Origin of the sequence: Nonomuraea sp. NPDC003560, from assembly GCF_042878785.1 — a bacterium.
In the GTDB taxonomy this organism is placed as follows: Bacteria; Actinomycetota; Actinomycetes; order Streptosporangiales; family Streptosporangiaceae; genus Nonomuraea.
The window spans coordinates 1,144,005-1,165,402 of sequence record NZ_JBIAOF010000002.1 but is presented as its reverse complement, the minus strand read 5'-3'; the positions used below and the strand labels follow the sequence as shown (position 1 = coordinate 1,165,402).

The 21,398-nt window shown below is 71.3% G+C and carries 22 protein-coding genes; 6 read left to right on the top strand and 16 right to left on the bottom strand.

What is annotated here, in order from left to right:
- Positions 1-9: 9 nt before the first annotated feature.
- Both ACFYUV_RS10790 and ACFYUV_RS10785 read right to left on the bottom strand, forming a co-directional pair.
- Positions 10-588, bottom strand: coding sequence for a TlpA family protein disulfide reductase (locus tag ACFYUV_RS10790; RefSeq protein ID WP_387667414.1), 579 nt, complete (start codon positions 586-588; stop codon positions 10-12).
- Between the two features lie 70 nt (positions 589-658).
- Positions 659-847: a hypothetical protein gene (locus ACFYUV_RS10785; protein ID WP_358296152.1), complete on the bottom strand. Its 189-nt coding sequence runs from the start codon at positions 845-847 to the stop codon at positions 659-661.
- A 318-nt stretch (positions 848-1,165) separates the two neighbouring features.
- On the opposite strand from ACFYUV_RS10785, the gene ACFYUV_RS10780 reads away from it, so the two are divergent.
- Entirely contained in the window at positions 1,166-1,687 is a 522-nt protein-coding gene (locus ACFYUV_RS10780) for a MauE/DoxX family redox-associated membrane protein (RefSeq protein ID WP_387667411.1), read from the top strand.
- A 73-nt stretch (positions 1,688-1,760) separates the two neighbouring features.
- Here ACFYUV_RS10780 and ACFYUV_RS10775 read toward each other — a convergent pair whose 3' ends face one another.
- Together ACFYUV_RS10775 and ACFYUV_RS10770 are read right to left on the bottom strand one after the other, a co-directional pair.
- Positions 1,761-2,018, bottom strand: a complete 258-nt coding sequence (locus ACFYUV_RS10775) for a hypothetical protein (protein ID WP_387667409.1) — start codon at positions 2,016-2,018, stop codon at positions 1,761-1,763.
- A gap of 418 nt (positions 2,019-2,436) precedes the next feature.
- Positions 2,437-3,222 (bottom strand): helix-turn-helix transcriptional regulator, encoded by a 786-nt coding sequence (locus ACFYUV_RS10770; protein ID WP_387667406.1) that lies wholly within the window; start codon positions 3,220-3,222, stop codon positions 2,437-2,439.
- A gap of 129 nt (positions 3,223-3,351) precedes the next feature.
- On the opposite strand from ACFYUV_RS10770, the gene ACFYUV_RS10765 reads away from it, so the two are divergent.
- Positions 3,352-4,806: an MFS transporter gene (locus ACFYUV_RS10765; RefSeq protein WP_387667404.1), complete on the top strand. Its 1,455-nt coding sequence runs from the start codon at positions 3,352-3,354 to the stop codon at positions 4,804-4,806.
- 49 nt (positions 4,807-4,855) lie between these two features.
- Here the strand turns inward: ACFYUV_RS10765 and ACFYUV_RS10760 are convergent, their stop codons facing one another.
- The gene (locus ACFYUV_RS10760) at positions 4,856-5,788 is read right to left on the bottom strand and encodes a LysR family transcriptional regulator (RefSeq protein ID WP_387667401.1); all 933 of its coding nucleotides are present in this window, start codon (positions 5,786-5,788) and stop codon (positions 4,856-4,858) included.
- 121 nt (positions 5,789-5,909) lie between these two features.
- Here ACFYUV_RS10760 and ACFYUV_RS10755 point away from each other — a divergent pair, with 121 nt between their 5' ends.
- Positions 5,910-6,608, top strand: a complete 699-nt coding sequence (locus ACFYUV_RS10755; protein WP_387667398.1) for an MBL fold metallo-hydrolase — start codon at positions 5,910-5,912, stop codon at positions 6,606-6,608.
- Positions 6,609-6,616: 8 nt separating this feature from the next.
- On the opposite strand, the gene ACFYUV_RS10750 is transcribed toward ACFYUV_RS10755, so the two are convergent.
- The 11 genes from ACFYUV_RS10750 to ACFYUV_RS10700 all read right to left on the bottom strand — a co-directional run bounded on the left by ACFYUV_RS10750 (position 6,617) and on the right by ACFYUV_RS10700 (position 18,575).
- A complete protein-coding gene (locus ACFYUV_RS10750) occupies positions 6,617-6,823 on the bottom strand; it encodes a hypothetical protein (RefSeq protein WP_387667396.1) in 207 nt (68 codons plus the stop codon).
- A 112-nt stretch (positions 6,824-6,935) separates the two neighbouring features.
- Positions 6,936-7,448 carry an alcohol dehydrogenase catalytic domain-containing protein gene (locus ACFYUV_RS10745; protein WP_387667394.1) on the bottom strand — a complete coding sequence of 171 codons (513 nt, stop codon included), beginning with the start codon at positions 7,446-7,448 and terminating at the stop codon, positions 6,936-6,938.
- 66 nt (positions 7,449-7,514) lie between these two features.
- Positions 7,515-8,165 carry a response regulator gene (locus tag ACFYUV_RS10740; protein ID WP_387667392.1) on the bottom strand — a complete coding sequence of 217 codons (651 nt, stop codon included), beginning with the start codon at positions 8,163-8,165 and terminating at the stop codon, positions 7,515-7,517.
- Positions 8,162-9,427 (bottom strand): sensor histidine kinase, encoded by a 1,266-nt coding sequence (locus ACFYUV_RS10735; RefSeq protein ID WP_387667390.1) that lies wholly within the window; start codon positions 9,425-9,427, stop codon positions 8,162-8,164. The genes ACFYUV_RS10740 and ACFYUV_RS10735 overlap by 4 nt, the downstream gene beginning before the upstream one ends.
- A 117-nt stretch (positions 9,428-9,544) precedes the next feature.
- A complete protein-coding gene (locus tag ACFYUV_RS10730; protein ID WP_358296109.1) occupies positions 9,545-9,904 on the bottom strand; it encodes a hypothetical protein in 360 nt (119 codons plus the stop codon).
- A gap of 274 nt (positions 9,905-10,178) precedes the next feature.
- Complete coding sequence (locus ACFYUV_RS10725) at positions 10,179-11,510, bottom strand: glycoside hydrolase family 43 protein (protein ID WP_387667386.1); 1,332 nt, start codon at positions 11,508-11,510, stop codon at positions 10,179-10,181.
- Between the two features lie 77 nt (positions 11,511-11,587).
- Positions 11,588-13,165, bottom strand: coding sequence for a glycoside hydrolase family 27 protein (locus ACFYUV_RS10720; RefSeq protein WP_387667383.1), 1,578 nt, complete (start codon positions 13,163-13,165; stop codon positions 11,588-11,590).
- A gap of 26 nt (positions 13,166-13,191) precedes the next feature.
- Positions 13,192-14,313, bottom strand: coding sequence for a lectin (locus ACFYUV_RS10715; RefSeq protein ID WP_387667495.1), 1,122 nt, complete (start codon positions 14,311-14,313; stop codon positions 13,192-13,194).
- A 199-nt stretch (positions 14,314-14,512) separates the two neighbouring features.
- Positions 14,513-15,895 (bottom strand): PHB depolymerase family esterase, encoded by a 1,383-nt coding sequence (locus ACFYUV_RS10710; RefSeq protein WP_387667380.1) that lies wholly within the window; start codon positions 15,893-15,895, stop codon positions 14,513-14,515.
- A complete protein-coding gene (locus ACFYUV_RS10705; protein ID WP_387667377.1) occupies positions 15,880-17,199 on the bottom strand; it encodes a PHB depolymerase family esterase in 1,320 nt (439 codons plus the stop codon). The genes ACFYUV_RS10710 and ACFYUV_RS10705 overlap by 16 nt, the downstream gene beginning before the upstream one ends.
- A 311-nt stretch (positions 17,200-17,510) precedes the next feature.
- Positions 17,511-18,575: a hypothetical protein gene (locus tag ACFYUV_RS10700; protein ID WP_387667374.1), complete on the bottom strand. Its 1,065-nt coding sequence runs from the start codon at positions 18,573-18,575 to the stop codon at positions 17,511-17,513.
- 164 nt (positions 18,576-18,739) lie between these two features.
- Here ACFYUV_RS10700 and ACFYUV_RS10695 point away from each other — a divergent pair, with 164 nt between their 5' ends.
- The 3 genes from ACFYUV_RS10695 (at position 18,740) to ACFYUV_RS10685 (ending at position 21,187) form a co-directional block, all read left to right on the top strand.
- On the top strand, positions 18,740-19,405 hold the full coding sequence (locus tag ACFYUV_RS10695) for a response regulator transcription factor (protein ID WP_387667372.1): 666 nt from the start codon (positions 18,740-18,742) through the stop codon (positions 19,403-19,405).
- Positions 19,402-20,496, top strand: a complete 1,095-nt coding sequence (locus ACFYUV_RS10690; RefSeq protein ID WP_387667369.1) for a sensor histidine kinase — start codon at positions 19,402-19,404, stop codon at positions 20,494-20,496. Before ACFYUV_RS10695 ends, ACFYUV_RS10690 begins: the two co-directional genes overlap by 4 nt.
- A 61-nt stretch (positions 20,497-20,557) precedes the next feature.
- Positions 20,558-21,187, top strand: coding sequence for a hypothetical protein (locus tag ACFYUV_RS10685; RefSeq protein ID WP_387667367.1), 630 nt, complete (start codon positions 20,558-20,560; stop codon positions 21,185-21,187).
- Positions 21,188-21,398: the final 211 nt, after the last annotated feature.

The window sequence follows — 21,398 nt, the reverse complement described above, 5'->3', positions numbered from 1 at the left end:
GTTCGACGTTCACGACGGGTTGCTCGCCACCCGCTCGGCCCCGCGGCTCCCGGCGGTCTCGGGGAGCCGCGTGACGCTGCGGACGCGGGACAGGACCGTCCCGCCCGCGGCGACGCGGAAGACGGTCGGCACGGTCCGCGCCCCGAAGGCCTCGGCGACGTGCGCGTGGTCGCGCTCCACCACCACCCGCGCCACAGGGGAGAGCGCCGCGACCATCCGGGCGGGGTCCCCGGCGCGGGCGTCCACGACCGCCAGGACCCGCGACCGGTCCTGCCCGGCCGCCCAGGCGGTCAGCTCGGTCAGCTCCGCCCGGCAGCCCTCGCAGTCGGGCGACAGGAAGGCCACCACGCCGCCCTCCGGCAGCGAGTCCCGCGTCACGGGGGCCGCGTCCAGGTCCGTCGCGGAGAAGTCGCCGACCAGGTCGCCCGTGGCGGGGCCGTCGAGGTCGGGGGTGCCGGCGACGACCTCGTACAGGTGGTCGATGCGGGCGGTGTGCCTGCGCAGGCGCCGCAGCACCGCGAGCGCCAGCACCAGGTTCATCAGGAACAGAACGCCGGCGAGAGCCGGCACGGCGATTGCGTAGGACACTGTCCAACTCCCGGAGAGGGGCACGAACGAGGCGCCCGGCCGCCGGACGGCGGCCGGGCACCGGTCGGTCTCAGCACCACTGCTTGGCGCTCGAGTTGGTGATGCAGGAGCCGCAGTGCGAGGTGCCGTTCGGGTAGTAGCAGCAGTACTTCCAGTAGTCCGCCCTGCAACACTGGTAGTCGCAGTCGGTCGCCCGGGCGACGGTGTGCGGGGCGACCATCTCCAGCAGCCGATCGGCCAATTTGGTCATGGCACGCATGAAGCCTTCCTTTCGGTCGGTGGGCTGGTGGCCGCAGCATGCGTCAGCCTCCTGAACGATTTCTCAATGGTTTCTCAACGGCCTCCCATCGGCCCAGGCAGAGCGCCGGTTCTCCGGGCGGCGCGGCCCGGCCGGCCGATCCGGGGTGTTGCGCTGGACGGGAATCACCTGCCAACATGCGGGCGGTAAGGGATCAGCCGAAAGAATCCGTCCCACTGGCCTCGGCGAGCCCGGCGCGGGCCGGCGACTCCACGACCGACGGGTCCCGGCCGCACTCCGGCCCGTCATCCCCATCGCCCGATTCGTGAGGTTGCGATCATGCAGTACGTCGACGTGGCGTGCCGGCTGTTGCTGCTCACCACGTTCGCGCTCGCGCTGGCGAGCAAGGTGACCAGCCGCACGGCCTGGAGAGAGTTCGTCGAGTCCGTCAGGGCGATGAGGGTCGCCCGTGGCGCGGCGGCCCGGCCGGTCGCCGTCGCGGCCGCCGTGGCGGAGGCCCTCGTGGTCGTCCTGGCCGCGATCCCGCTGCCGTGGGCGGGGACGGCGGCGTTCGTGCTGGCGGCCGGGTTGCTGGTCTGCCTCACGGTCGCCGTCGTGCGCGTCGTCCGGCGCGGGGCCGCGGTGTCGTGCCGCTGTTTCGGCGCCTCGACCACGCCCATGGGGGTGCAGCACGTGGTGCGCAACCTCGTGCTCCTCGCGGTCGCCCTGCTCGGGCTGGCCGGCGCGTCGGCCCCCCAGCCTGCCGACCTCGCGCTCGCCGCCGTCGTCGGCGTCTTCGGCGCCGTCGCCGGGCTGCTCATGTCCCGCTGGGACGACCTCACCGCCCTGCTGCGCGGCTGACCCGGGTCAGAGCTCGCGAACTCGCTGACACGGGCCGGGCGGACTGCCGGGGAGCGGTTGTGGTGCAGCGGGTTCAGCTTGGCCTCGCCTGCGACCATGCCTCAGGGGTACTGGAGGGCGACGTACTCCCCCGAGTGGGGGCCTTCGCCTGCCGCCGCCTGATCTCGGCCGCCAGTTCGTCGGCGTCGCCGCGCCGGCGCGGCCACAGTCGGCGGCCGGTGCTGCGTTCCAGGGCGGCGTGGAACTCCATCATGGTCAGCACGTCCCCCGCCACCCGGATGGCCCGGCCGGTCGCGCCGGGGACGAGCGCCACGGCGGCGGTGTCGGGCACGGTGGTGCCAGTCGCGGGGCTGGATCGCAACCCCTGGCGCGCTATCGGGGCAAGGCCGGGAATGCGGGCCGGGCTTGACGAGGGTGACGCTCGCGGCGTGGGTAACGCTGTCGATCCAGGCTCAGGTCCACCGGCAAGCGCACTGGCCCTGGCTCGCACAACAACGCATCGGCCCGCGGCCTGAGGCAGGCGTAGACATCGTTCCGGAAGCGGGACAACACCCTGGAGGACTCGACACAGGCGGCATCGTTCAGAGCAGACTCACCCTCACGGCCTTGAGCGATCAGCAGCGACTCCACACTGCACATGATCCTCCAAGCCCGTCTTGCTGCCCGCGAATCGATCAGACGTGGCCCAGCACGACAATCCGGAGCTTGTTGTCCGCCGATGCGCCCGTCTCCCTTCACGGCCGCCGGTCTCAGACGGGCGCGGTGACGGAGCGCAGCCAGGCGAGTTTGTCCGCGGTGTCGGTGCAGGGCAGCGGGTTGTACAGCACCATGGTCAGGTCGGGTCTGGCGGGCAGTCTCATCTGGCTGCTCTCGAAGGTCAGCGTGCCCACGACGGGATGGTCGACCTCGTTGATCCAGATTCCTGCCGCCTGGACGTCCTGTCGTGCCCACAGCCGGGCGAACTCGGGGCTGGTCGCGTCCAGTGCGCGGACCACGTCGTGGATGTCGTGGTCGCGGGGCTGCTCAGCCGCCGTGGCGCGGAAGGCCGCCACCACGGTCGGCGCCAGGTCCTGCCAGGCCCGCTCCCGGCGTCGGTACCGCGGGTCGTGGAAGAAGCCCACCAGGCAGTTGCGCTCGGCCTGCGCCAGGTCCAGCGCGAGCCTGGCCGACTCGTTCCACGCCACGTGGTTCCAGGAGGCGTCCAGCATGGTCGCCGGCTTGGGGTCCCAGGCTTCGATCAGTCGTTGCAGTCCCTCGCAGTAGGCGTGCGGGTGTCCGGCCGGAGACGGCGGATTGTGCCCGGCCAGCGTGTACAGGTGCCGCCGTTCGACCTCGTCCAGTTGCAGCACCCGGGCCACCGCGTCCAGCACCTGCGCGGAGACGTTGATGTCGCGTCCCTGCTCCAGCCACTGGTACCAACCCGGGCTCACCCCGGCCAGCACCGCGACCTCCTCACGGCGCAGCCCCGGCGTGCGCCGGCGCCCGCCCGCCGGCAGGCCGGCGGAGGCAGGGCTGACGCGGGCGCGTCTGCTCACCAGGAAGTCCCGCAGGTCCCGGCGACGTTCCTCTCCCGACCTCACCGCGCACCGCTTCGGCTGGTGGTGCCACCACCGGTGTCACCACGCTCTCCCCGCGCGGATCGGTGATGGCCGAGCGTGGACGTCATGACGATCGACCCCTTGTCCAGGGACGCCGAGGCCGGTGCCGGAACCTCCTCCGGGGAGCACGGCGCTCGGTTCACCACGCGTGCCAAACTCATCCTTGCCATCCTGTGTGCCGCGCAATTCATCATTTCTTTGGATTTTACGATTCTAAATGTGGCCTTGCCCGATCTCGGCAGGGAGCTGGGGATGGAACAGGCCGACCTGCAATGGGCGATCACCGCCTTCGCGCTGCCCTCGGGCGGATGCCTGTTGCTGTTCGGCCGCATGGCAGACCTGTACGGCAGGCGCAGGCTCTTCCTGGGCGGCGTCCTGCTCTTCACCGTGGCCTCCGTGGTGGCCGCCCTCGCGTGGAACCCGGGGGTGTTCGTCGCGGGGCGGGTCCTGCAGGGGCTGGGGGCCGCAGCAGTCGTTCCCACCGGCATGTCGCTGCTGACGACGACCTTCGCCGAAGGGCCGCAGCGCAACCGGGCGCTCGGGGCCAGCGGGTCGGTGCTTTCCCTCGGATTCACCGTCGGCATGCTGGTCGGCGGCACCATGACCGACACGCTGGGCTGGCGTTCGACGATGGCGCTGCTGGCCGTCGCGGGCAGCGTCCTCGCCGTGGCGGCGCCCCGACTGCTGAGCGAGAGCCGGGGCGCCCGCTCTCCCCGGCTGGATCTGCCCGGAGCCGCCACCGTCAGCGGCGGCCTGGTCTGCCTCATCTTTGCCCTGTCGGCGGCGGGAGCGGTGAAAGTGGCGGCCATGGCGGCGGCCGTGCTGTTGCTGGGCGGGTTCGTGGTCATCGAGTCGCGAGCCGCGCAGCCGCTGGTCTCGCTGACGATGTTGCGCAGGCCCACGGTCGCCTTCGGCAGCCTGGGCGGCCTGATCACCTTCTCCATGATGAGCTCGTTCATCTTCCTGCTGACTCTCTACCTGCAGGACGTCGTGGCGCTGTCACCCCTGTGGACAGGTCTGTTCTTCGGCGGCCAGGGCGTCGTGCTGGCTGTGACGGGCATGGTGTCCTCCTCGGTGATCCGGGTGCTGGGCGCGGGGCGGACGCTGGTCGCGGGGCTGGCCCTGCAGGGCGTCTGCACCGCCGCGATGACCGTGACCGAGGGTGCCTGGCCGGCCTTGGCCGTGATCTGCCTGGCCTCCGTGGGCCACATGTCGGTCGTGGTCTCCTACGGCGTCACCGTGACGTCCGGGCTGCCCGACACGGCTCAAGGGGTCGCGACCGGGCTGGTGACGAGCGCCCAGCAGATCGGCATCACCGTCGGCACCCCGATCCTCAGCGCCATCTGCATGGCGCAGGTGTCCGCCCTCCGGGCCGCCGGTCAGGCCGCGGCCCCGGCTCTGCTGAGCGGTGTCCGGCTGGCCGCCGCCGTGGACGCCGGCGTGGTGCTGGTCGTCTCGCTCCTGATCGGGTACGCCCTGCTCCGCACCACCTCCCCCCGGCCACGAAGGACGCACGCGTGAAAGGCCCGCACCCCGCCGGTCACGCCGCGCCGGTCACGCCGGCGCGCCCCTACGGGAGGGCACGGTCGGCGTCGGGGATCCAGTGCCGCCCGTCCGACGGGTCCGGCGGGTGTACGCGTGGGAGCCGGCCGAGCAGCGTACGGAGCAGTGGGTGCGGGTTGCGGCGGTGCCAGACCACCCACCACGGCAGGAGGGGGATCGGGTCCACGATGGGGATGCGGCGCAGCCCGCTCCCCGTCGCGCCGATGCTCCACTCCCCCAGGCCGACGGCGCTCTTCTCGCGCAGGAACTGCTGGACCAGGTGCCCCTGGCCGATGGCGGGCTCGGTGAAGCGCAAGCAGACGCCGAGACGGTCGGCGAGGCGTCCCAGGTAGGCGCGCCATTCGGCGGCGCCCGCCGGGTCGGGCATCGCGATGCCGCCCGCCCGCAGGTCGGCGGGCCGCAGCTCCCTCAGGTGCGCGAGCGCGTGATCCTCCGGGACGAACGCGGCCAGGGGCTCCAGGTGGACCAGCCGCTGGGCCAGCTCCTCCGGCCACGGCAGGTCGCGCGCCCGTCCGAAGGCCGCGTCGATCTCCTGGCGGCGCAGCGCCGGCAACGCCACCGCGAGCCCCTGCCGCATGCTCACCTCCACGCGCAGCCGCGGTTCGCGCTCGCTCGCCTCCCTGACCATGCGCAGGGGCGTGAAGCGCTCGTCGTAGACGTCCACGCGGACGGGGCTGTCCACCACGCGGACCGCCCCCACCGCCTCGTCGAACGCCGCCACCGCCGCCACGGCCAGGGGCAGGAACCGCCTTCCGGCGGCGGTCAGCTCGATGGACCGGGTGGTCCGATCGAACAGCGGCGTGCCGAGGGCGTCCTCCAGCCTGCGGACGCGTTTCGACAACGCCTGCTGGGTGATGAACATGCGCGCGGCGGCCCTGCCGAAGTGCAGTTCTTCGGCGGTCGCGATGAAGGCGCGTACGCCGGAAACGTCTGCTTCCACGCCCAGACCCTGCATCGACAACCATCGGTTGTCAATCCGCGGTCCCATGGATGTTGGACAGTGCCATGAGCGGACCGGTTACCTGTTCCCTGACATCCGTGCTGATGAGAGGGGTCCCGCGATGGAGGTCGTGGAGGTCGACCGGCGCCTGCACCTGCTGCGGCTGACGTTCGGGCAGGCGTACCTGTGGAACGACGACGGTGTGCTCACCCTGGTGGACACGGGCATCGCCACCTCGGCCGGGGAGATCGCCGAGGCGATCGGCCTGCTGGGCCTGCGCACCGACGCCGTACGGCGGGTCGTCCTCACCCACTACCACGAGGACCACTGCGGCAGTGCGGCGGACGTGACGGCGTGGGGCGAGGTCACGGTGATGGCCCATCGCCTGGAGGCTCCGGTGATCCGAGGGGACGCGCCCGCCCCGCCGCCGAACTTCACCGACGAGGAGCGGGCCCTGCATCGCAGTCTGGGCGCCCACCTGCTGCCGCCCGCGCCGCCGTGCCGGGTGGACCGCGAGCTTGAGGACGGCGACGTGATCGCCTTCGGGGGCGGGGCCCGCGTGATCGCCACCCCCGGGCACACCGCCGGCAGCATCGCCCTCCACCTGCCGGAGCACGGAGTCCTCTTCACGGGCGACACCGTGGCGCACGTGTCCGGGCTGGTCATGCCCGGAGTGTTCAACATGGACCGTGACGAGATGCTCCGTTCGTTCCGGCGGCTGGCCGAACTGGACGTCCGGACGGCCTGCGTGGGCCACGGCGACCCCGTCACGCACGCCGGCGACGCCCTCCGGAAGGCGGCCGCCGACCTCCCCGCCTGACCCGCTGCTCAGGCGTTCTCAGCCGTCGTCTTCAGGCGTGCCGGCCAGGCCGTCAGCGAGGCGTCGGGCGCGGCGGCCATGTCCTCGGCGTCGGCGCGGATCGGGTCGCCGTCCCAGGACTCCTCGGCGCGTACCAGAACCATCAGGCAGCATGGGCGGCGCAGGCTCATCGTGGACACCGACCCGCGGGTGGCGACCGCGATCTTGGCGGTCACCGTTCCCCCTTCGTGTCGGTCCAGTCGAAGCAGAGGGCTTCAGGCGGTGCGCCGCCGTCCCGCAGGCGTGCGTAGGTGGATTCCACGTCCATGGGCGACACCCGTTCGGAGATCATTCCGGCGGTACGGAACGTGCCGGAGGCGAGGCGGCGGAAGTACAACTCGGCCACCGCGTCACGGTTGAGCGGGCCGGCTGACGGGTCGTCGGAGACGAGGGCGGCGTGGGCGTGTCGCCGAGCAGGACGACACGGCCCAGCGTCCGTGCCAGGCCGAGCCGCCTGGCATCGGTGTCGACGGCGATGACGCGGGAGGCTCCATGCGCGACCGCGTACTGGACGACCAGCTGCCCCACCGGGCCGAGTCCGATGACCACGACGGTCTCGCCCAGGGTGATCGCGGCTCTGGCGGTGCCCGCCGCCGTCGTGACGACGAGGGGCACCCACACCGCCTCCTCGTCCGCGACGCCGCCGGGCAGCAGGCGGACCTCGCGCTCGGGGAGCGTGACCAGCTCCTGGTGGGACGCGTAGCTCTGCACGCGGTCGCCGGGCCGCACTGTCGTGACGCCCTCGCCGACCGCCTCCACGCTCCCGGCCATGCTGTACCCGGGCCGGAACGGGTAACGCACCCACTCCGCCCAGTTGGTGCCGGGATCCGCCGATCGGGCTCGCCGGAGTGGGTCGGGCGGCGAGGGTTACGGGCGCTCGGGCGTCCCCAGCAGGCCGCGGTTGTACGCCTCCGCCACCGCGGACGCGCGGTCGTTGACGTCGAGTTTCGCGTAGATGTTGAGCAGGTGCGTCTTGACCGTGGCCTCGGTGATGAACAGCCGGACGGCGGCCTTGCGGTTGCTGTGGCCGGCCGCGACCAGCCGTAGCACCTCCAGTTCGCGCTGGCTCAACGGCCCGGTCGATGGGGCCGGGGTGCGGAGCCGGCTCACCAGGCGGGCGGCCACCGACGGCGAGAGCGCGACCTCGCCGCGCGCGGCCGAGCGTACGGCACGGACGAGCTCCTCGCGCGGCGCGTCCTTGAGCAGGTAACCGGTGGCGCCCGCCTCGATCGCGGGCAGCACGTGGCTGTCGGTGTCGTACGTCGTCAGCACCAGCACCCGGGCCGGCACGCCGCGCCTGGCCAGCTCGCCGATCGCGGTGACGCCGTCCATGCCCGCCATCCGCAGGTCCATCAGGATCACGTCCGGCGCGAGGGCCTCGGCCAGCCGGACGGCCTCGGCTCCGTCCGACGCCTCCCCCACCACGATGAACTCGGGATCGCGGGCGAACATGCTGCTGAGCCCGTCACGCACGACGGGGTGGTCGTCGACCACGAGCAGCCTGATGGCGTCACTCATGTGCCTGCCTCCGGCGTGTCCGCGGGCAGACAGGCCGAGATCCCGGTCCCGCCGCCCACCTCTGATTCGATTCGCAACGCGCCCGACAGCGCCTCGATCCGCTGCCGCATCGCCACCAGCCCGAAGCCCCCGTCGTGACCGGCGCGCACGTCCGGGTCGAAGCCGGGGCCGTCGTCGCGGACGTCGAGCACCACCTGCCGATCCGTGTAGGAGAGGGTGAGGCCGACGCGGGTGGCGGTGGACGCGTGCTTGAAGACGTTGGCCAGCGCCTCCTGCGCGACCCGTAACAGGGCGACCTCGGCCTGCGGGGGCATCGTCCGGGTCTCGCCGGTGACGGCCACCTGGACCGGAAGGCCGTGGCGTGCCGACCACTTGGCCGCGACCTCGCTGACGGCGTCGGCCAGACGGCCGGACTCCAGGGGTTCGGGGCGCAGCTCGTCCACCGAGCGCCGCGCCTCGGTGAGGCTCTCCCTGGCCAGCGCGGTCGCCGCCGCGTGGTGCCGCCGCCACGCGGCCGGGTCGTCGGCCGCCTGCTCGGCCGCCTGCAACTGCGTGACGATGCCGGTCAGGCCCTGGGCCAGGATGTCGTGGATCTCCCGCGCCATCCGGGCCCGCTCGTCCAGGACGCCGGTCTCGTGAGCCTGCTCGACCAGCCGTTCCTGGAGTGCCGCGTTCTCGGCCAGGGCCGCGGCCAGCCGGGCGTTGGCCTCTCTGCTCTCGCGCAGCGCCGTCTCCCGTGCCGCGTAGTAGCGTGCGCCGACCTCGCTGAGCCAGGCCATCAGGCACATCGGCACGACGTTGACGGCCAGGACTCCCAGATACTCCAGCAGGCCCATCCAGGTGCCGAAGTCCAGACCGGCCGACTGCGCCGTGCCCGCCACCACCGCGACGCCCGCGATGAAGTACAGCTCACGCGGCCAGCCGATGATCCGGAAGGCGTAGAAGTACAGCGCGGGCGTGTAGACGCCGAACCACGGATCGCGTACGACCATGACCAGCCCGAACAGGAGCAGGCCCGCGATGAACACGCTCATCACGCCGGCTCGCCCGCGCCACTGCGGGTGCAGCGTGAAGAGCACGAGCTTCCACACCGCGGCTGCCGCGCAGAGCGCGAGGTCGAGGGCGAGCGAGCCCGGCTGGTCGTGCTTGACGACGATCGTCAGGGCGGCCATGACGGCCAGCAGCACGTACGGGACCACGGTGATCATGGGAAGGAGCCGTCGCTCCCAGCCCGCCGGCGCGGCCATCCGCCAATTGTCCATCGCTCACCTGCTCCCGGAACAATCTAGCCGCCGCCGTCGAGACTCCCGCGCCGCCGGAAGCGCCGTCCGGCGCCCTCGGGTCGGCGCGCTCATGCGCCGCCTCGTCGATCGACGCGCTCAGCGCCGGTCCGCCGGCCGCCGGTTGAGCTGGACGACCACCGGCAGCAGGAGCAGGCCGCAGACACCCTGCTCCAGCTTGAACCAGAGCGGGAACAGACCGGGCAACGCGATGATCACCACGATCGCGACCAGCATGATCGAGGTGACGATCCGCAGCCGCAGCAGCATCTTCCGCTCGCCCCTGGCCGCCCGTACCGCGAAGAACCATGTGACCAGCGAAGCGACGGCGACGAGCGTGCCGCGGATCCACACCGAGTCGGGGACCATCGCCGCGTCGTTCCGGAACACGACCATCGTGACCAGCGTCAGCACGCTGACCAGGACGTACCCTCTGACCAGCCACACCACATTGCGCATCTCGACCGTCTCCGTCCTTGGTGCTCACCGACGGGATCCAGCGTCGCGACGCAGGCGCCCCGCGCGGATCGCCCGATCCTCCGAGTGGGCGGTGGATTCGGGTGACCGTTCAGGTGGTGGAGCCGATCAACCGATCGGTGGAGCACGCCCTCACCGAGCGCCCTCGCTGGCGCCGGAAGACCAGGTGTCAGTCGTACGGGAACCGCCACCCGCTCTCGCCGGCGGGGCGGGAGGCGGGTGGCGGTGGCGCCGGTGACGCGCGGAAGATGTGACGTCAGCTGAACTGCCACCAGTTCATGTTGAACAGGTAGCCGCTTCCGCCGGTGAACTTCAGGTACAGGTCGCGGGTGCCGGTCGCGCCGCTGACCGGACAGGACACGGTGGTCCAGGTCTGCCAGCCGCCCGTGCCCGGCGCGGTGCAGGTCCCGGCCGACGGGCCGTTGACGCCGTCCAGGCGGAGTTCGAGCCTGCCGCCGCCGGACGCCGAGGCGACCCGCGCGGTGAAGGTCCTGGCGCCGGCGCCGAACGCGACGCCCTTGACCTTGATGTAGTCGCCGTTCTCGATCCAGCCGACGTTCATCCCGCCTTCGCTGGAGGGCTCGGTCTCGACCCCGGACTCCCAGGCGATCGTCTCGGCCTCCTGGCGGACGTACGGGTTGAGGGTGCCCACCTGGGGCGCCCCGGACGCGGTCATGTTGATCGTCGGGATCGTGCCGCCGGAGCCGTAGGCGAACTTCTCCACGGCCACCGAACGGGTGAAGCCGCCGCCGCCCGGCAGTGCGCCGTTGTGGTAGAAGAAGTACGAGCCGCCCTGGTAGTCGACGATGCCCGCGTGGTTGGTGAAGCTGCCGCCCTGCGTGGGCATGATCGTCCCTCGGTAGGTCCAGGGCCCGGTGGGGCCGGGGGCCGTGGAGTAGGCGATGAACTCCGAGCAGCACTTGGCCGCGAACACGAGGTAGTACAGGCCGTTCCGCTTGTAGACCCAGGGCCCCTCCTCGAACAGCGTCGGGCGGTTGGCGTCGCCCGTCCTGGTGCCGAAGCCCGCCGTGGTGAGCGGGATCTGCGTCGCGCTTCCCGAGTACGAGGTCATGTCGGCGTTCAGCTTCACGTACCAGAGGTGCGGATTGCCCCAGTAGAGGTAGGCCTGCCCGTCGTCGTCGATGAAGACCGTCGGGTCGATCTCGCCGTTCTCGATCAGCGGCCGTCCGAGTGCGTCCCTGAACGGCCCGGTCGGACTGTCGGAGACGGCCACCCCGATGGCCATGCGGCCGGTCGCCCGGTTGGTCGTGGGCACGTACCAGTAGAACCGGCCGTTCCGGTAGATGGTCTGTCCCGCCCAGGCGTCGGACTTCGCCCAGCTGAAGGTGGTCAGGCTCAGCGGGGATCCGTGGTCGGTCCAGTTCACCATGTCGGCGGAGGACCAGACCCGCCAGTCCTTCATGGTGAACCAGGTCGAGCCGTCCTCGTCATGGCCGGTGTAGAGGTACACCCGTCCGTTGTGCACCAGCGGCGCCGGATCGGCGGTGTAGACGGTCTGGATGATCGGATTGTCCGCCCTGGCCGGGTGGGCGGGCAGGAACGCCACGAGGCCGAGCAGGACCAGCACCCCTACGATTCCGCGTCCGGCTCTTGTGGTGGCCGGCAACCGTAATGCCATTCTCACGATCGCTCCCGGATGACGGGTCAGTTACGGGTCCAGCGCTGGTTGGCGCCGCCGTTGCACGACCAGATGGTCAGCTTGGTGCCGTTGGCGGTGGCGTTGTTCGGCACGTCCAGGCACTTGTTCGCACCGACGGCGGTGATGGTGCCGTCGGCGTTGAAGCGCCACTGCTGATTGCTCTGGCCGTTGCAGTCCCAGATGATGACGTTGGTGCCGTCGGTGGTTCCACCGTCGTACACGTCCAGGCACTTGCCGCCGTACACGCGCAGTTCGCCGCTCGCGGTGGGCGTCCACTGCTGGTTGGCCTGGCCGTGGCAGTCCCAGATCTGCGCCTGTGAGCCGTTGGCCTGCGAGGCGCCGGCGACGTCGAGGCACCTTCCCGAGCCCACTCCCTTGATCGCGACCGCGGTGGGCGTGACGATGCCGCCTCCCGTCACGACGTACATGGCCGCCCCGTGCCCGGGGACCGGCGCGCTGATCGTCCCCGACGAGGAGGACGTCGTGTGCGCCCACAGGTCACGCACGGAGTAGGAGGACGCCGAGCCCAGCCCCAGGGCCGCGGCGGTGGTGGAGACGGTCGCGGTCGAGGTGCCTCGGTTGAGCAGGACGACCGCGACCGAGCCGTTCTTCATCGGCTTGCGCCAGACCTCCAGGTTGCCGTTGTCGCTGATCTTGTGGCCCTGTCGGCCACCCCAGTCCTGGTTGACCGCGATGACCTCGGTGTTGGTGAGGATGGCGCGCGTGTCGGCGCTCATCGTGCGCAGGTCGTTGCCGGCGATGAGGGGCGCGTTCAGCAGCGACCACAGGCTGAAGTGCGCGCGCCCCTCGGTGCCCGTCACCGAACCGACGCCGACCTCCAGCATGTCCGGGTCGTTCCAGCCCCCCGGGCCCGAGTACGACTCCAGCCCGACCTGCTGGTCCAGGATGCCCATGATGGAGCTCCAGTTGGCCGCGATGTCGCCGGTGTCACGCCAGGAGTTGCCCACCGGCGCCCCCCAGGTCCACACGTTCTCCTGACCCCAGTTGCACAGGCTGTACACGATCGGGCGGCCGGTGGCGGCCAGCGCGTCCCGCATGGCCGTGTACCGCTGCTGCCCGTTCATGCCACGGTGGTCGCCGCAGTTGTCGTATTTCAGATAGTCGATCCCCCACGACGCCCACAGGGCCGCGTCCCGCCGCTCGTAGCCCAGGCTGGCCGGGTAGCCCGCGCACGTCGTGGTGCCCGCCGAGGAGTAGATGCCGAGCTTGAGCCCCTTGGAGTGCACGTAGTCGGCCAGGGCCTTGATGCCGTTGGGGAACTTCTGCGGATCCGGCACCAGGTCTCCGCTCGCGTTCCGGCTCTTGGTGGACCAGCAGTCGTCGATGTTGACGTAGGTGTAGCCCGCCGACGCCATGCCACTGGAGACCATGGCGTCGGCCGTCTGGCGGATGAGGCCGTCGTTGACGTTGCAGCCGAAGCTGTTCCAGTCGTTCCAGCCCATCTGCGGGGTACGGGCGAGGCCGTTCTCCAGCGCGACGGCCGGGGACGTGGCACCGCCGATCGCGACGAGGGAGCCGGCCGCCAGTAACACGGCCGTCGTCAGGCCCAGAATTCTGCGCATTTCGCTTCTCCACCTCCTGGGTGTCGTCATGAGCCGGCGCGGGCCCAGCGCTGGTTGGCGGCGCCGCTGCAGGACCAGATCTGGAGCTTGACGCCGTTGGCGGTGCTGTTGCTCGGCACGTCCAGGCACTTGTTCGCACCGACGGCGGTGATGGAGCCGTCGGCGTTGAAGCGCCACTGCTGGTTGCTCTGGCCGCTGCAGTCCCAGATGATCACCCCGCTGCCGTCGGCGGTGGCGCGGTTGGCGACGTCCAGGCACTTGCCGCCGTACACGCGCAGCTCACCGGCGCTGGTCGGCGTCCAGCGCTGGTTGCTCTGGCCGTTGCAGTCCCAGATCTGCGCCTGCGCGCCGTTCGCCTGTGACGCGCCGGTGACATCCAGGCAACGGCCGGAGCCCACGCCTTTGATCTCCGTCCCGCCGGATGGTTCGCCCTGCGGCTGGCCGATGCTTCCGGGGACCGATTGCAGCGCCGCGTACCAGGCGGCGGCCATCTTGTCGTAGCCGCCGGCGGTCGGGTGGACGCCGTCGATCAGGTCCGAGGTGGTCAACCTGCTGTGCATGTCGACCAGGTGGACGTGCTTGCCGCTGTTCACCTTGCTCTGGACGATGCCGGGGATCGCCGCGTTGAAGGTGCGGGCGGCGGACTCCTGTCCGGCGTTGGACAGCGGGATGACGGTCGCGACGAAGACGTCCGCGTCCGGCACGGCCGCGGTGATGTGGTCGATCAGCGTGGACAGCCGTTGCGGAGCGCCGGCCACGTTGTAGTTCTGCAGGATGTCGTTGGTGCCCAGGTGCAGCAGCAGCGTGCGCGGCGTGTACGTGCGCAGCCAGCCCGTGACGTTCGCGTCGATCTGGTCGATCCGCCAGCCTGGGTGGCCCTCGTGATCATGATCGCCCAGGCTGCCGGGGCCGTTGAACTGTGAACCGACGAAATCGACCGTGTAGCGGCCCCCGGCCAGGCGCTGCCACAGGCCGATCCGGTAGCCGCCCGGCACCTGCGTGCCCTCGGTGATCGAGTCGCCGAGGGGCATGACCCGTACCCCGCCGTTGGACTCGGCTCCGGCGACCCCCGTCCCCATCGCCGTGCCGGCCGCCAGTAACGCCGCCACCGTCAGCACGGCGGCCCGCCATCGCCTCCAGGTACGCATGCTCACCCTCTCACCCCCGGCCGCGAGCCGGACGAGTCGGCCGAGTCGGCCGTTGACGCCCGCGCTGAGCGCATCGACCCCTCTGTTGGTGGGGACATCAGGACCTCCTGTGATCACGTTCGCTGTCGCTGACATCGCGCCGGTGTCCGACGCCGGGCCGGGGCCCGCCGGACGGCGTGGTCCGGCGGCGCCACCGGCCTCAGGTGCGGGTCCAGCGTTGGTTGGAGCCGCCGTTGCAGCTCCAGATCTGGAGCTTGACGCCGTTGGCGGTGCTGTTGCTCGGCACGTCCAGGCACTTGTTCGCACCGACGGCGGTGATGGAGCCGTCGGCGTTGAAGCGCCACTGCTGGTTGCTCTGGCCGCTGCAGTCCCAGATGATCACGCCGCTGCCGTCGGCGGTGGCGCGGTTGGCGACGTCCAGGCACTTGCCGCCGTACACGCGCAGCTCACCGGAGGCGGTGGACGTCCACTGCTGGTTGGGCTGCCCGTGGCAGTCCCAGATCTGCGCCTGGGCGCCGTTGGCCTGGGAGGCGCCCGCGACGTCGAGACACCTGCCCGACCCCGCGTTCTTGACCTGGCCGCCAGGCTCCGGGCCAGGCGAGGTGCCGTCGAGCCCGAGGAAGGAGAGGGCGTGGGGGAACATGCCCGTCAACGGCAGGGAGTGGCCCTCCCCCGCGAAGCTGAGCCCCTCGACCCGCGGCTGGGCTCCGGTGCCGCCGTACCGGGTGCGGGTGACGCCCGAGCGCGGGCTGTCGGTGTACGCAGGGGTCTGGCTCACCCCGTTCAGGCCGGACCACTGCTTGATCTCCTCGCCGAAGTTGGCGTAGGCCAGTGTGGTGTCGGCGGTGCCGTGCCAGAGCTGCATGCGCGGGTAGGCGCCGGTGTAGCCGGGGAACATGGCGCGGGCCTGGTCACCCCACTGCTGGGCGGTCTTGACGATCCGGCCGCCGGAGCACTCGCTGTTCCACAAGGACCCGTTGGTAGTGGCGAAGCATCCGGCCGGGACGCCGGAGAACGCCGCGGCGGCCGAGAACACGTCGGGGTACTGCGCGGCGAGTACGTTGGTCATCATCGCGCCCGAGGAGAAGCCGCTGACCACGATCTTGGCGGGGTCCACATTGTGGCGCTGCCGGGCATAGCTGACCATCGACATGATCCCGGTGGAGTCCCCGCCGCCGTCACGTTTCAGCGCGGCCGGGGTGGACACGTCGAAGCACTGGCCGCTGCGGGTGGCCTCCGGGACCACGATGATGTATCCGTACTGGTCGGCGGCGGTGACGTAGTCGTGCCCGACGCCGTTGAACACCCCGGCGGCCGAGCCGGTGCAGTAGTGCACCAGGACCAGCAGCGCCGGCCTCGCCGCCACCCGATCCGGGACATAGATGTACATGTTCAGGTTGGTCGGGTTGTTGCCGAAGCCGGTTACCCGGGTCAGCGACGCGGCCGCGGCGGGCCTGACGCCCAGCAGCACGGCGGCGGCCATCAGGAGGACGGCGGCGGTCACGAGCGCGGCACGCGATGCCCGGGTCGTCGCGGGGCCGCGGTCGGCGCGGCGGGCCAGGGGCATCACGTCCAGGTCCACTTCTGGTTGGTGCCGCCGTGGCAGGTGTAGAGCTGGAGCCCGGTGCCGTTGCCGGTGCCTGCGCCGACGGCGTCGAGGCACAGCCCGGACTGGACGCCGGTGATGGTGCCGTCGGAGTTGACGCGCCACTTCTGGTTGTCGCCGCCCCAGCAGGAGTAGATCTGGATCCTGGCGCCGTTTCCGGCGCCTCCGGCGTCCAGGCATTTGTCGCCGTACACCCTCAGCTCTCCGGCCGAGGTCCGCGTCCACTGCTGGTTGGTGCGGCCGTTGCAGTCCCACAGCTGTACGGCGGTGCCGGCGTTGGGCACGTCCACGCAGCGGCCGGAGGCCACTCCCCTGATCTGACCTGCGGGTGGTGGAGTCGGCGTCGTGGTGGACGAGCCGCCGTCCAGGCCGAAGAAGCGAATGGCGTACGCCGCCATCCCGGGATGTGGCAGGTCATGTCCGGCGCCGGTGACGGTGTACGCCTCGACCTGCCCGGAGCCGAAGACCCGCCGGGTCCAGCCGGGCTGCGGGCTGTCGGTGGAGGCGGGGGTCTGGCTCAGGCCGTGCACGTCGGTCCACTGGTCGACCTCCTCCTGCAACATCGTGTACGGCAGGACGGAGTCGGCGGTGCCGTGCCAGGCCATCACGCGCGGCCGGGGCCCGGTGTAGCCGGGGTAGGCGTTCCTGACCAGGTCGCCCCACTGCCGCGGCGTCTTGTCCCCGCATCCGGCGGGCCCGAGGCAGCCGTAGGGCACGCCCGAGAACGGCGCTCCCGCCTTGAACACGTCGGGGTAGGTGGCGAGCAGGTTGCCGGTCTCCATCGCTCCGGAGGAGAAACCGGTCGCGAACACCCGGTCCGGGTCGCCGCTGTAGCGTTGCAGCACGTAGTTCGTCATGGAGACGATCGACACCGGGTCGCTGCCGCCGCCGTGCCGCAGGGCCTCGTTCGACCAGACGTCGAAGCAGTTCGACAGGCCGTTGGCGCTCTTGTTCGCCTGCGGATAGATGACGATGAAGCCGTACCGGTCGGCCAGCGAGGCGAACTCGGTGCCCTGGTGGAAGCCGGGAGCCCAGCCGTTGCAGCCGTGCATCGCCACCAGGACGCCCGGCCTGGCCGCCACCCTGTCGGGGACGTAGAGGTACATCCGCAGCCCGCCCGGGTTGGCCCCGAAGTTCGTCACCTCGGTCAGGACCGCGGCCGACGCCTGCGGCGCGCCCACCAGCAGCATGGACAGACCGGTGACCGCCGCCGTGATCACAGCCGCCAGAGCGGCTCCGATGCCCGCGCGCCTCGTCCTGCGCGATTCGCCTGGCTTCATGCCTCCACCTCTCGTATGTTAGCGCTAACAAAGCGCTGCCCGGCCGAGCTCTTCCGGGCCGATGGAAGGGACGGAGGGAGCAAATACGAGCCGTAAAGGCGCTGTCAAGAGCGCCATGGCGCGCGGCGGCCGGAGGAGGCGGCCGCCGAGCGCGCTCACCTTGACATATCGAGGCGGGCCGGCGAGAGCGTCGCCATGAAACTTTCATCTGCCTCCCGCGGCAGCAGCTGACGAAACTCTCCGGACACCAAGGTGCACGTTGTACCTGCGCAATCGACGCGAACGGCACGGGTGGGGCCGGAAGCGCGCTGTCAGGCGCAGTCCACGGGAGGTGACGAGGGCAGGGAGATCGGCTGCTGCCGCCGGTACGCCTCCAGGTCGACGAGGTTCCCGTTGATCGCGTTGCGTCTCTGGAGCTCCGCCCAGTACGCCGGATCGAGGAAGATCGCGGGGTTCCACAGCGGCTGCGTCAGGTCCTTCAGCTGCCCCAGGTACAGGACGGCGTCGGCCAGCTTCCCCAGCGGGAAGCCGCACAGCCGGGGCGCGTCCATGAACTGTCCCGCGTCGGCCGACTCCAGCCAGTTGCCGGAGCACGCGATCACGGTACGCCGTGGGCAGGCCGCCAGGCGGGGATGGCTGCCGGCCACGATCACGTACACGCGCCGGCCGGTCTGCTCCTCGATCAGCGGGACCGCGTGGTCGGCGTTCCGGCCCCGCTCCGGCGAGTGCGTCACGTGCCCGCTGCCGTAGCAGATCAGCGCCCGGCGGTTCCTGGCGAGCACCTCCCGCCGCACCAGGGACGCCATGTGGGTGTCACGCTGGGCCAGGAAGCCGTCCACCTGGTCCTGGGTGGTGATGCGTGACCAGTCGATCGGCGGGTCCCCTAGGAGCACCCGGATCCTCCGCGCGGCGGGCAGCGTCCAGTTGACGGCGCGGACCGTACGGAAGAACTGCTCACGGATCGGCTGGTCGCCGGTGCCCCCGGGCGATTGCGTGGTGTTCCGCCAGACCTGCCGCAACACGTGGTCCTCGACGGCCGCGCCGGCGACGAACCGGTCGATGACCGGCTGGTAGAGCGCGTTGCCGAATTCGACGACGATGTCGTCGACCACGTCCGGCAGCCGCGGGTCCGTGAGCAGCATCTGCTGCGCGTCACCGTGTTCCTGCTGGCCGTGCGACTCGCCGACGGCGACGAGCCGGTGGTGTTCGAAGGCCGACAGGACGGCCTGGGTGAGGCCCCGTGCGGACACCTCGCCCGTGCCCTTCGAGCCGGCCGTCGAGCCGGTCGTCGAGCCGGCCGTCAGCAGTCCGCCGGCTGCCGTACCGGCCCCGGTGACGGCGAGGAACCTGCGCCGGGTCAACCGCGGATCTGTCACGTCTCGTCCTTTCCGAAGGGGAATCACGGACGGTTGTACGGCACGGCCGGTGTCGGCCGGGTGTCAGCCGCTGACACCCGCCCGACACCGGATCCCTGGCATCGTGTCCGGTGACCGGACGCGGTGGACGGAACGGCGCCACCACCGGGGTGAGGAGGACGGTCGTGCGAGTGCTGGTCGTCGAGGACTTCGAGGTCCTGGCGCGGGCGATCGGGACCGGGTTGCGGCGCGAGGGCATGGCGGTGGACGTCGTCCTCGACGGCGACGACGCCCTGGCCCGCCTGGCCGCCACCCGGTACGACGTGGTGGTGCTGGACCGCGATCTGCCGGGCACGCCCGGCGACGAGGTGTGCCGCGAGATCGCCGCCGGTGACGCGGGGTCGCGGGTGCTGATGCTCACCGCCGCGGGCACCGTACGGGACAGGGTCGAGGGTCTGGGGCTGGGCGCGGACGACTACCTGCCCAAGCCGTTCGACTTCGCCGAACTCGTGGCCCGCGTGCGCGCGCTGGGACGCCGCTCGGCGCCCGCCGTGCCGCCGATCCTCCGGGCGGAGGACCTGATCCTGGACCCGAGCAGGCGGGTGGCCTTTCGCGGCGCGCGGCGCCTGGAGCTGACCCCGAAGGAGTTCGCGCTGCTGGAGTGCCTGCTCGCCGCCGGTGACCGGGTCGTGTCCACGGAGGAGCTGCTGGAACGGGTCTGGGACGAGGCCGCCGACCCGTTCACCACGGCCGTCAAGACGACCGTGCGCCGGTTACGGGCCAAACTCGGCGAGCCACCGGTGATCGGCACCGTCCGTGAGGGCGGCTACCGCATCGGGGTCCCGCGATGAACCTGACGGTGACCGGCCGCGCTCGGCGCCACTTGCGACGGCCGTCCCTGCGCGCGCAGCTCACGACGCTGTACGCCGGGCTGGTTCTGGCCGTCGTCGTCCCGATGATGCTGGTCGCCGGATTCCTGTTCGGCAGGGACCAGGTCCGCCTCCGGGCGGGGGACGCCGCTCCACCGCCCGACAGCTCCGCCCAGCAGGTCGACGCCGTGCTCGCGGTCACCGGGATCGTCGTCGTGGTCCTGACCGTGCCGGCCGCGTGGTGGCTGGCCGGGCGCTTCCTCCGTCCGCTGCGCGCCATGACCGTGACCGCCCGGGAGATCTCGGCCACCAACCTCAGCCGTCGGCTCGGCCTGCGCGGCCCGGACGACGAGCTGACCAGGCTGGGGCGCACCCTCGACGACCTGTTCGAGCGGCTGGACTCCTCGTTCGCGGCGCAGCGCCATTTCGTGGCCAACGCCTCCCACGAGCTGCGCACCCCGCTGGCCGGTCAGCGCGCCGTGCTCCAGGTCGCGCTCGCCGACCCCGAGGCGGGTGAGGCGAGCCTGCGGGCCGCGTGTGAGGAGGCACTCGCTCTCGGAGCGCGGCAGGAACGCCTGATCGGCGCTCTCCTCACGCTGGCCGAAGGAGAGAAGGGCATCGAGCACCGGGAGCCGGTCGACCTGGCCGAGGTCGCCGAGCAGGCGGTGTCGTCGCGCCGTGCGGAGGCCGCCGGGCGAACGGTCACGGTTCGTACGTCGCTGGACCCCGCGCCCGTCAGCGGTGACCCCGACCTGATCGCCAGCATGATCGGCAATCTGGTCGACAACGCGCTCCACCACAACGTTCCCGACGGACACGTCACCATCGCCACCGGCCTCACCGGCGAGGGCGCCCGCCTGACGATCGGCAACACCGGCCCGCCCATCCGGCCGCAGGACCTGCGGCGGCTCTTCCAGCCGTTCCAGCGGCTCGGCGCCCCACGCACCCACACGACCGACGGCCACGGACTGGGCCTGGCGATCGTCCGGGCCGTCGCCCAGGCGCACGGCGCACGGCTGACGGCCCTTCCACGCGCCGATGGCGGCTTGGACGTGACGATCCTGTTCGGCTGATCCCGGTTCGGGGCGGAGATTCTCCCGATTGCGTATTCTTCGATCACGCTACGATGGCCCCATGGCATTGCTCTACCAGGCAACGCTTCGGCCTACGAAGCTTGAGCTGCTGAGCGACTGGTTGCCCGGCCGCCCCTGGTACACCGGGCCGGCCGGCGAGACGCAGCAGGTGGCCTCCTTCCGGTTCGATGACCCGGCCGGCGCGGTCGGGATGGAGACGATGCTGGTACGGGTCGGTGACGGCCCGGTTCATCAGATGCCGCTGACCTACCGGGAGGCGCCGTTGCCCGGGGGCGACGCGTGGCTGCTGGGCACCGCCGAGCACTCGGTGCTGGGTATGCGCTGGGTTTATGACGCGGTCGGTGATCCTGTCTACGCTGCGGCACTGGCGAGGGCGATCATCGGTGGCACGGGCCAGGCCGAGAAACTGGTGCAGGTCGACGGCCGTTTGGTGCGTCGCGAGCCTGATATGACCGTCATCGGTGGTGGAGGCGAGGCAGCGGTGATGCCGGCCGTGGGAGAGATCGAGCGCGTCACCGAGGACGACCCGACGGTGATCGTGACAGACACGATCGAGCTGGTCGTCGTCCGCCGACTCGACGCCGGCGTAGAGCTCGCGGACGTGGTGCTACGTGGTGCCTGGCCAGGTCAGGAGACGCCGGTGCCACTGGCGTCCGCGAGACTTCGCTGACGTCCACGAGACCACCGGCGCCTGACACGCTCGCGGCACGCCCGGCCGCCCGGAGCACGCCCGGCCGCCCGGGGCACGGACGGCACGGACGTGCTGAACCTTGTGAGCTACCAGTTGGCGTCGCTGATGGGCTCCAGCCGGAACTTCTCGTTGTCCTGGGTGCCGGTGTCGTACTGGTTCACGCTGGCACCTTGATTGAGGCTGGCGTTCT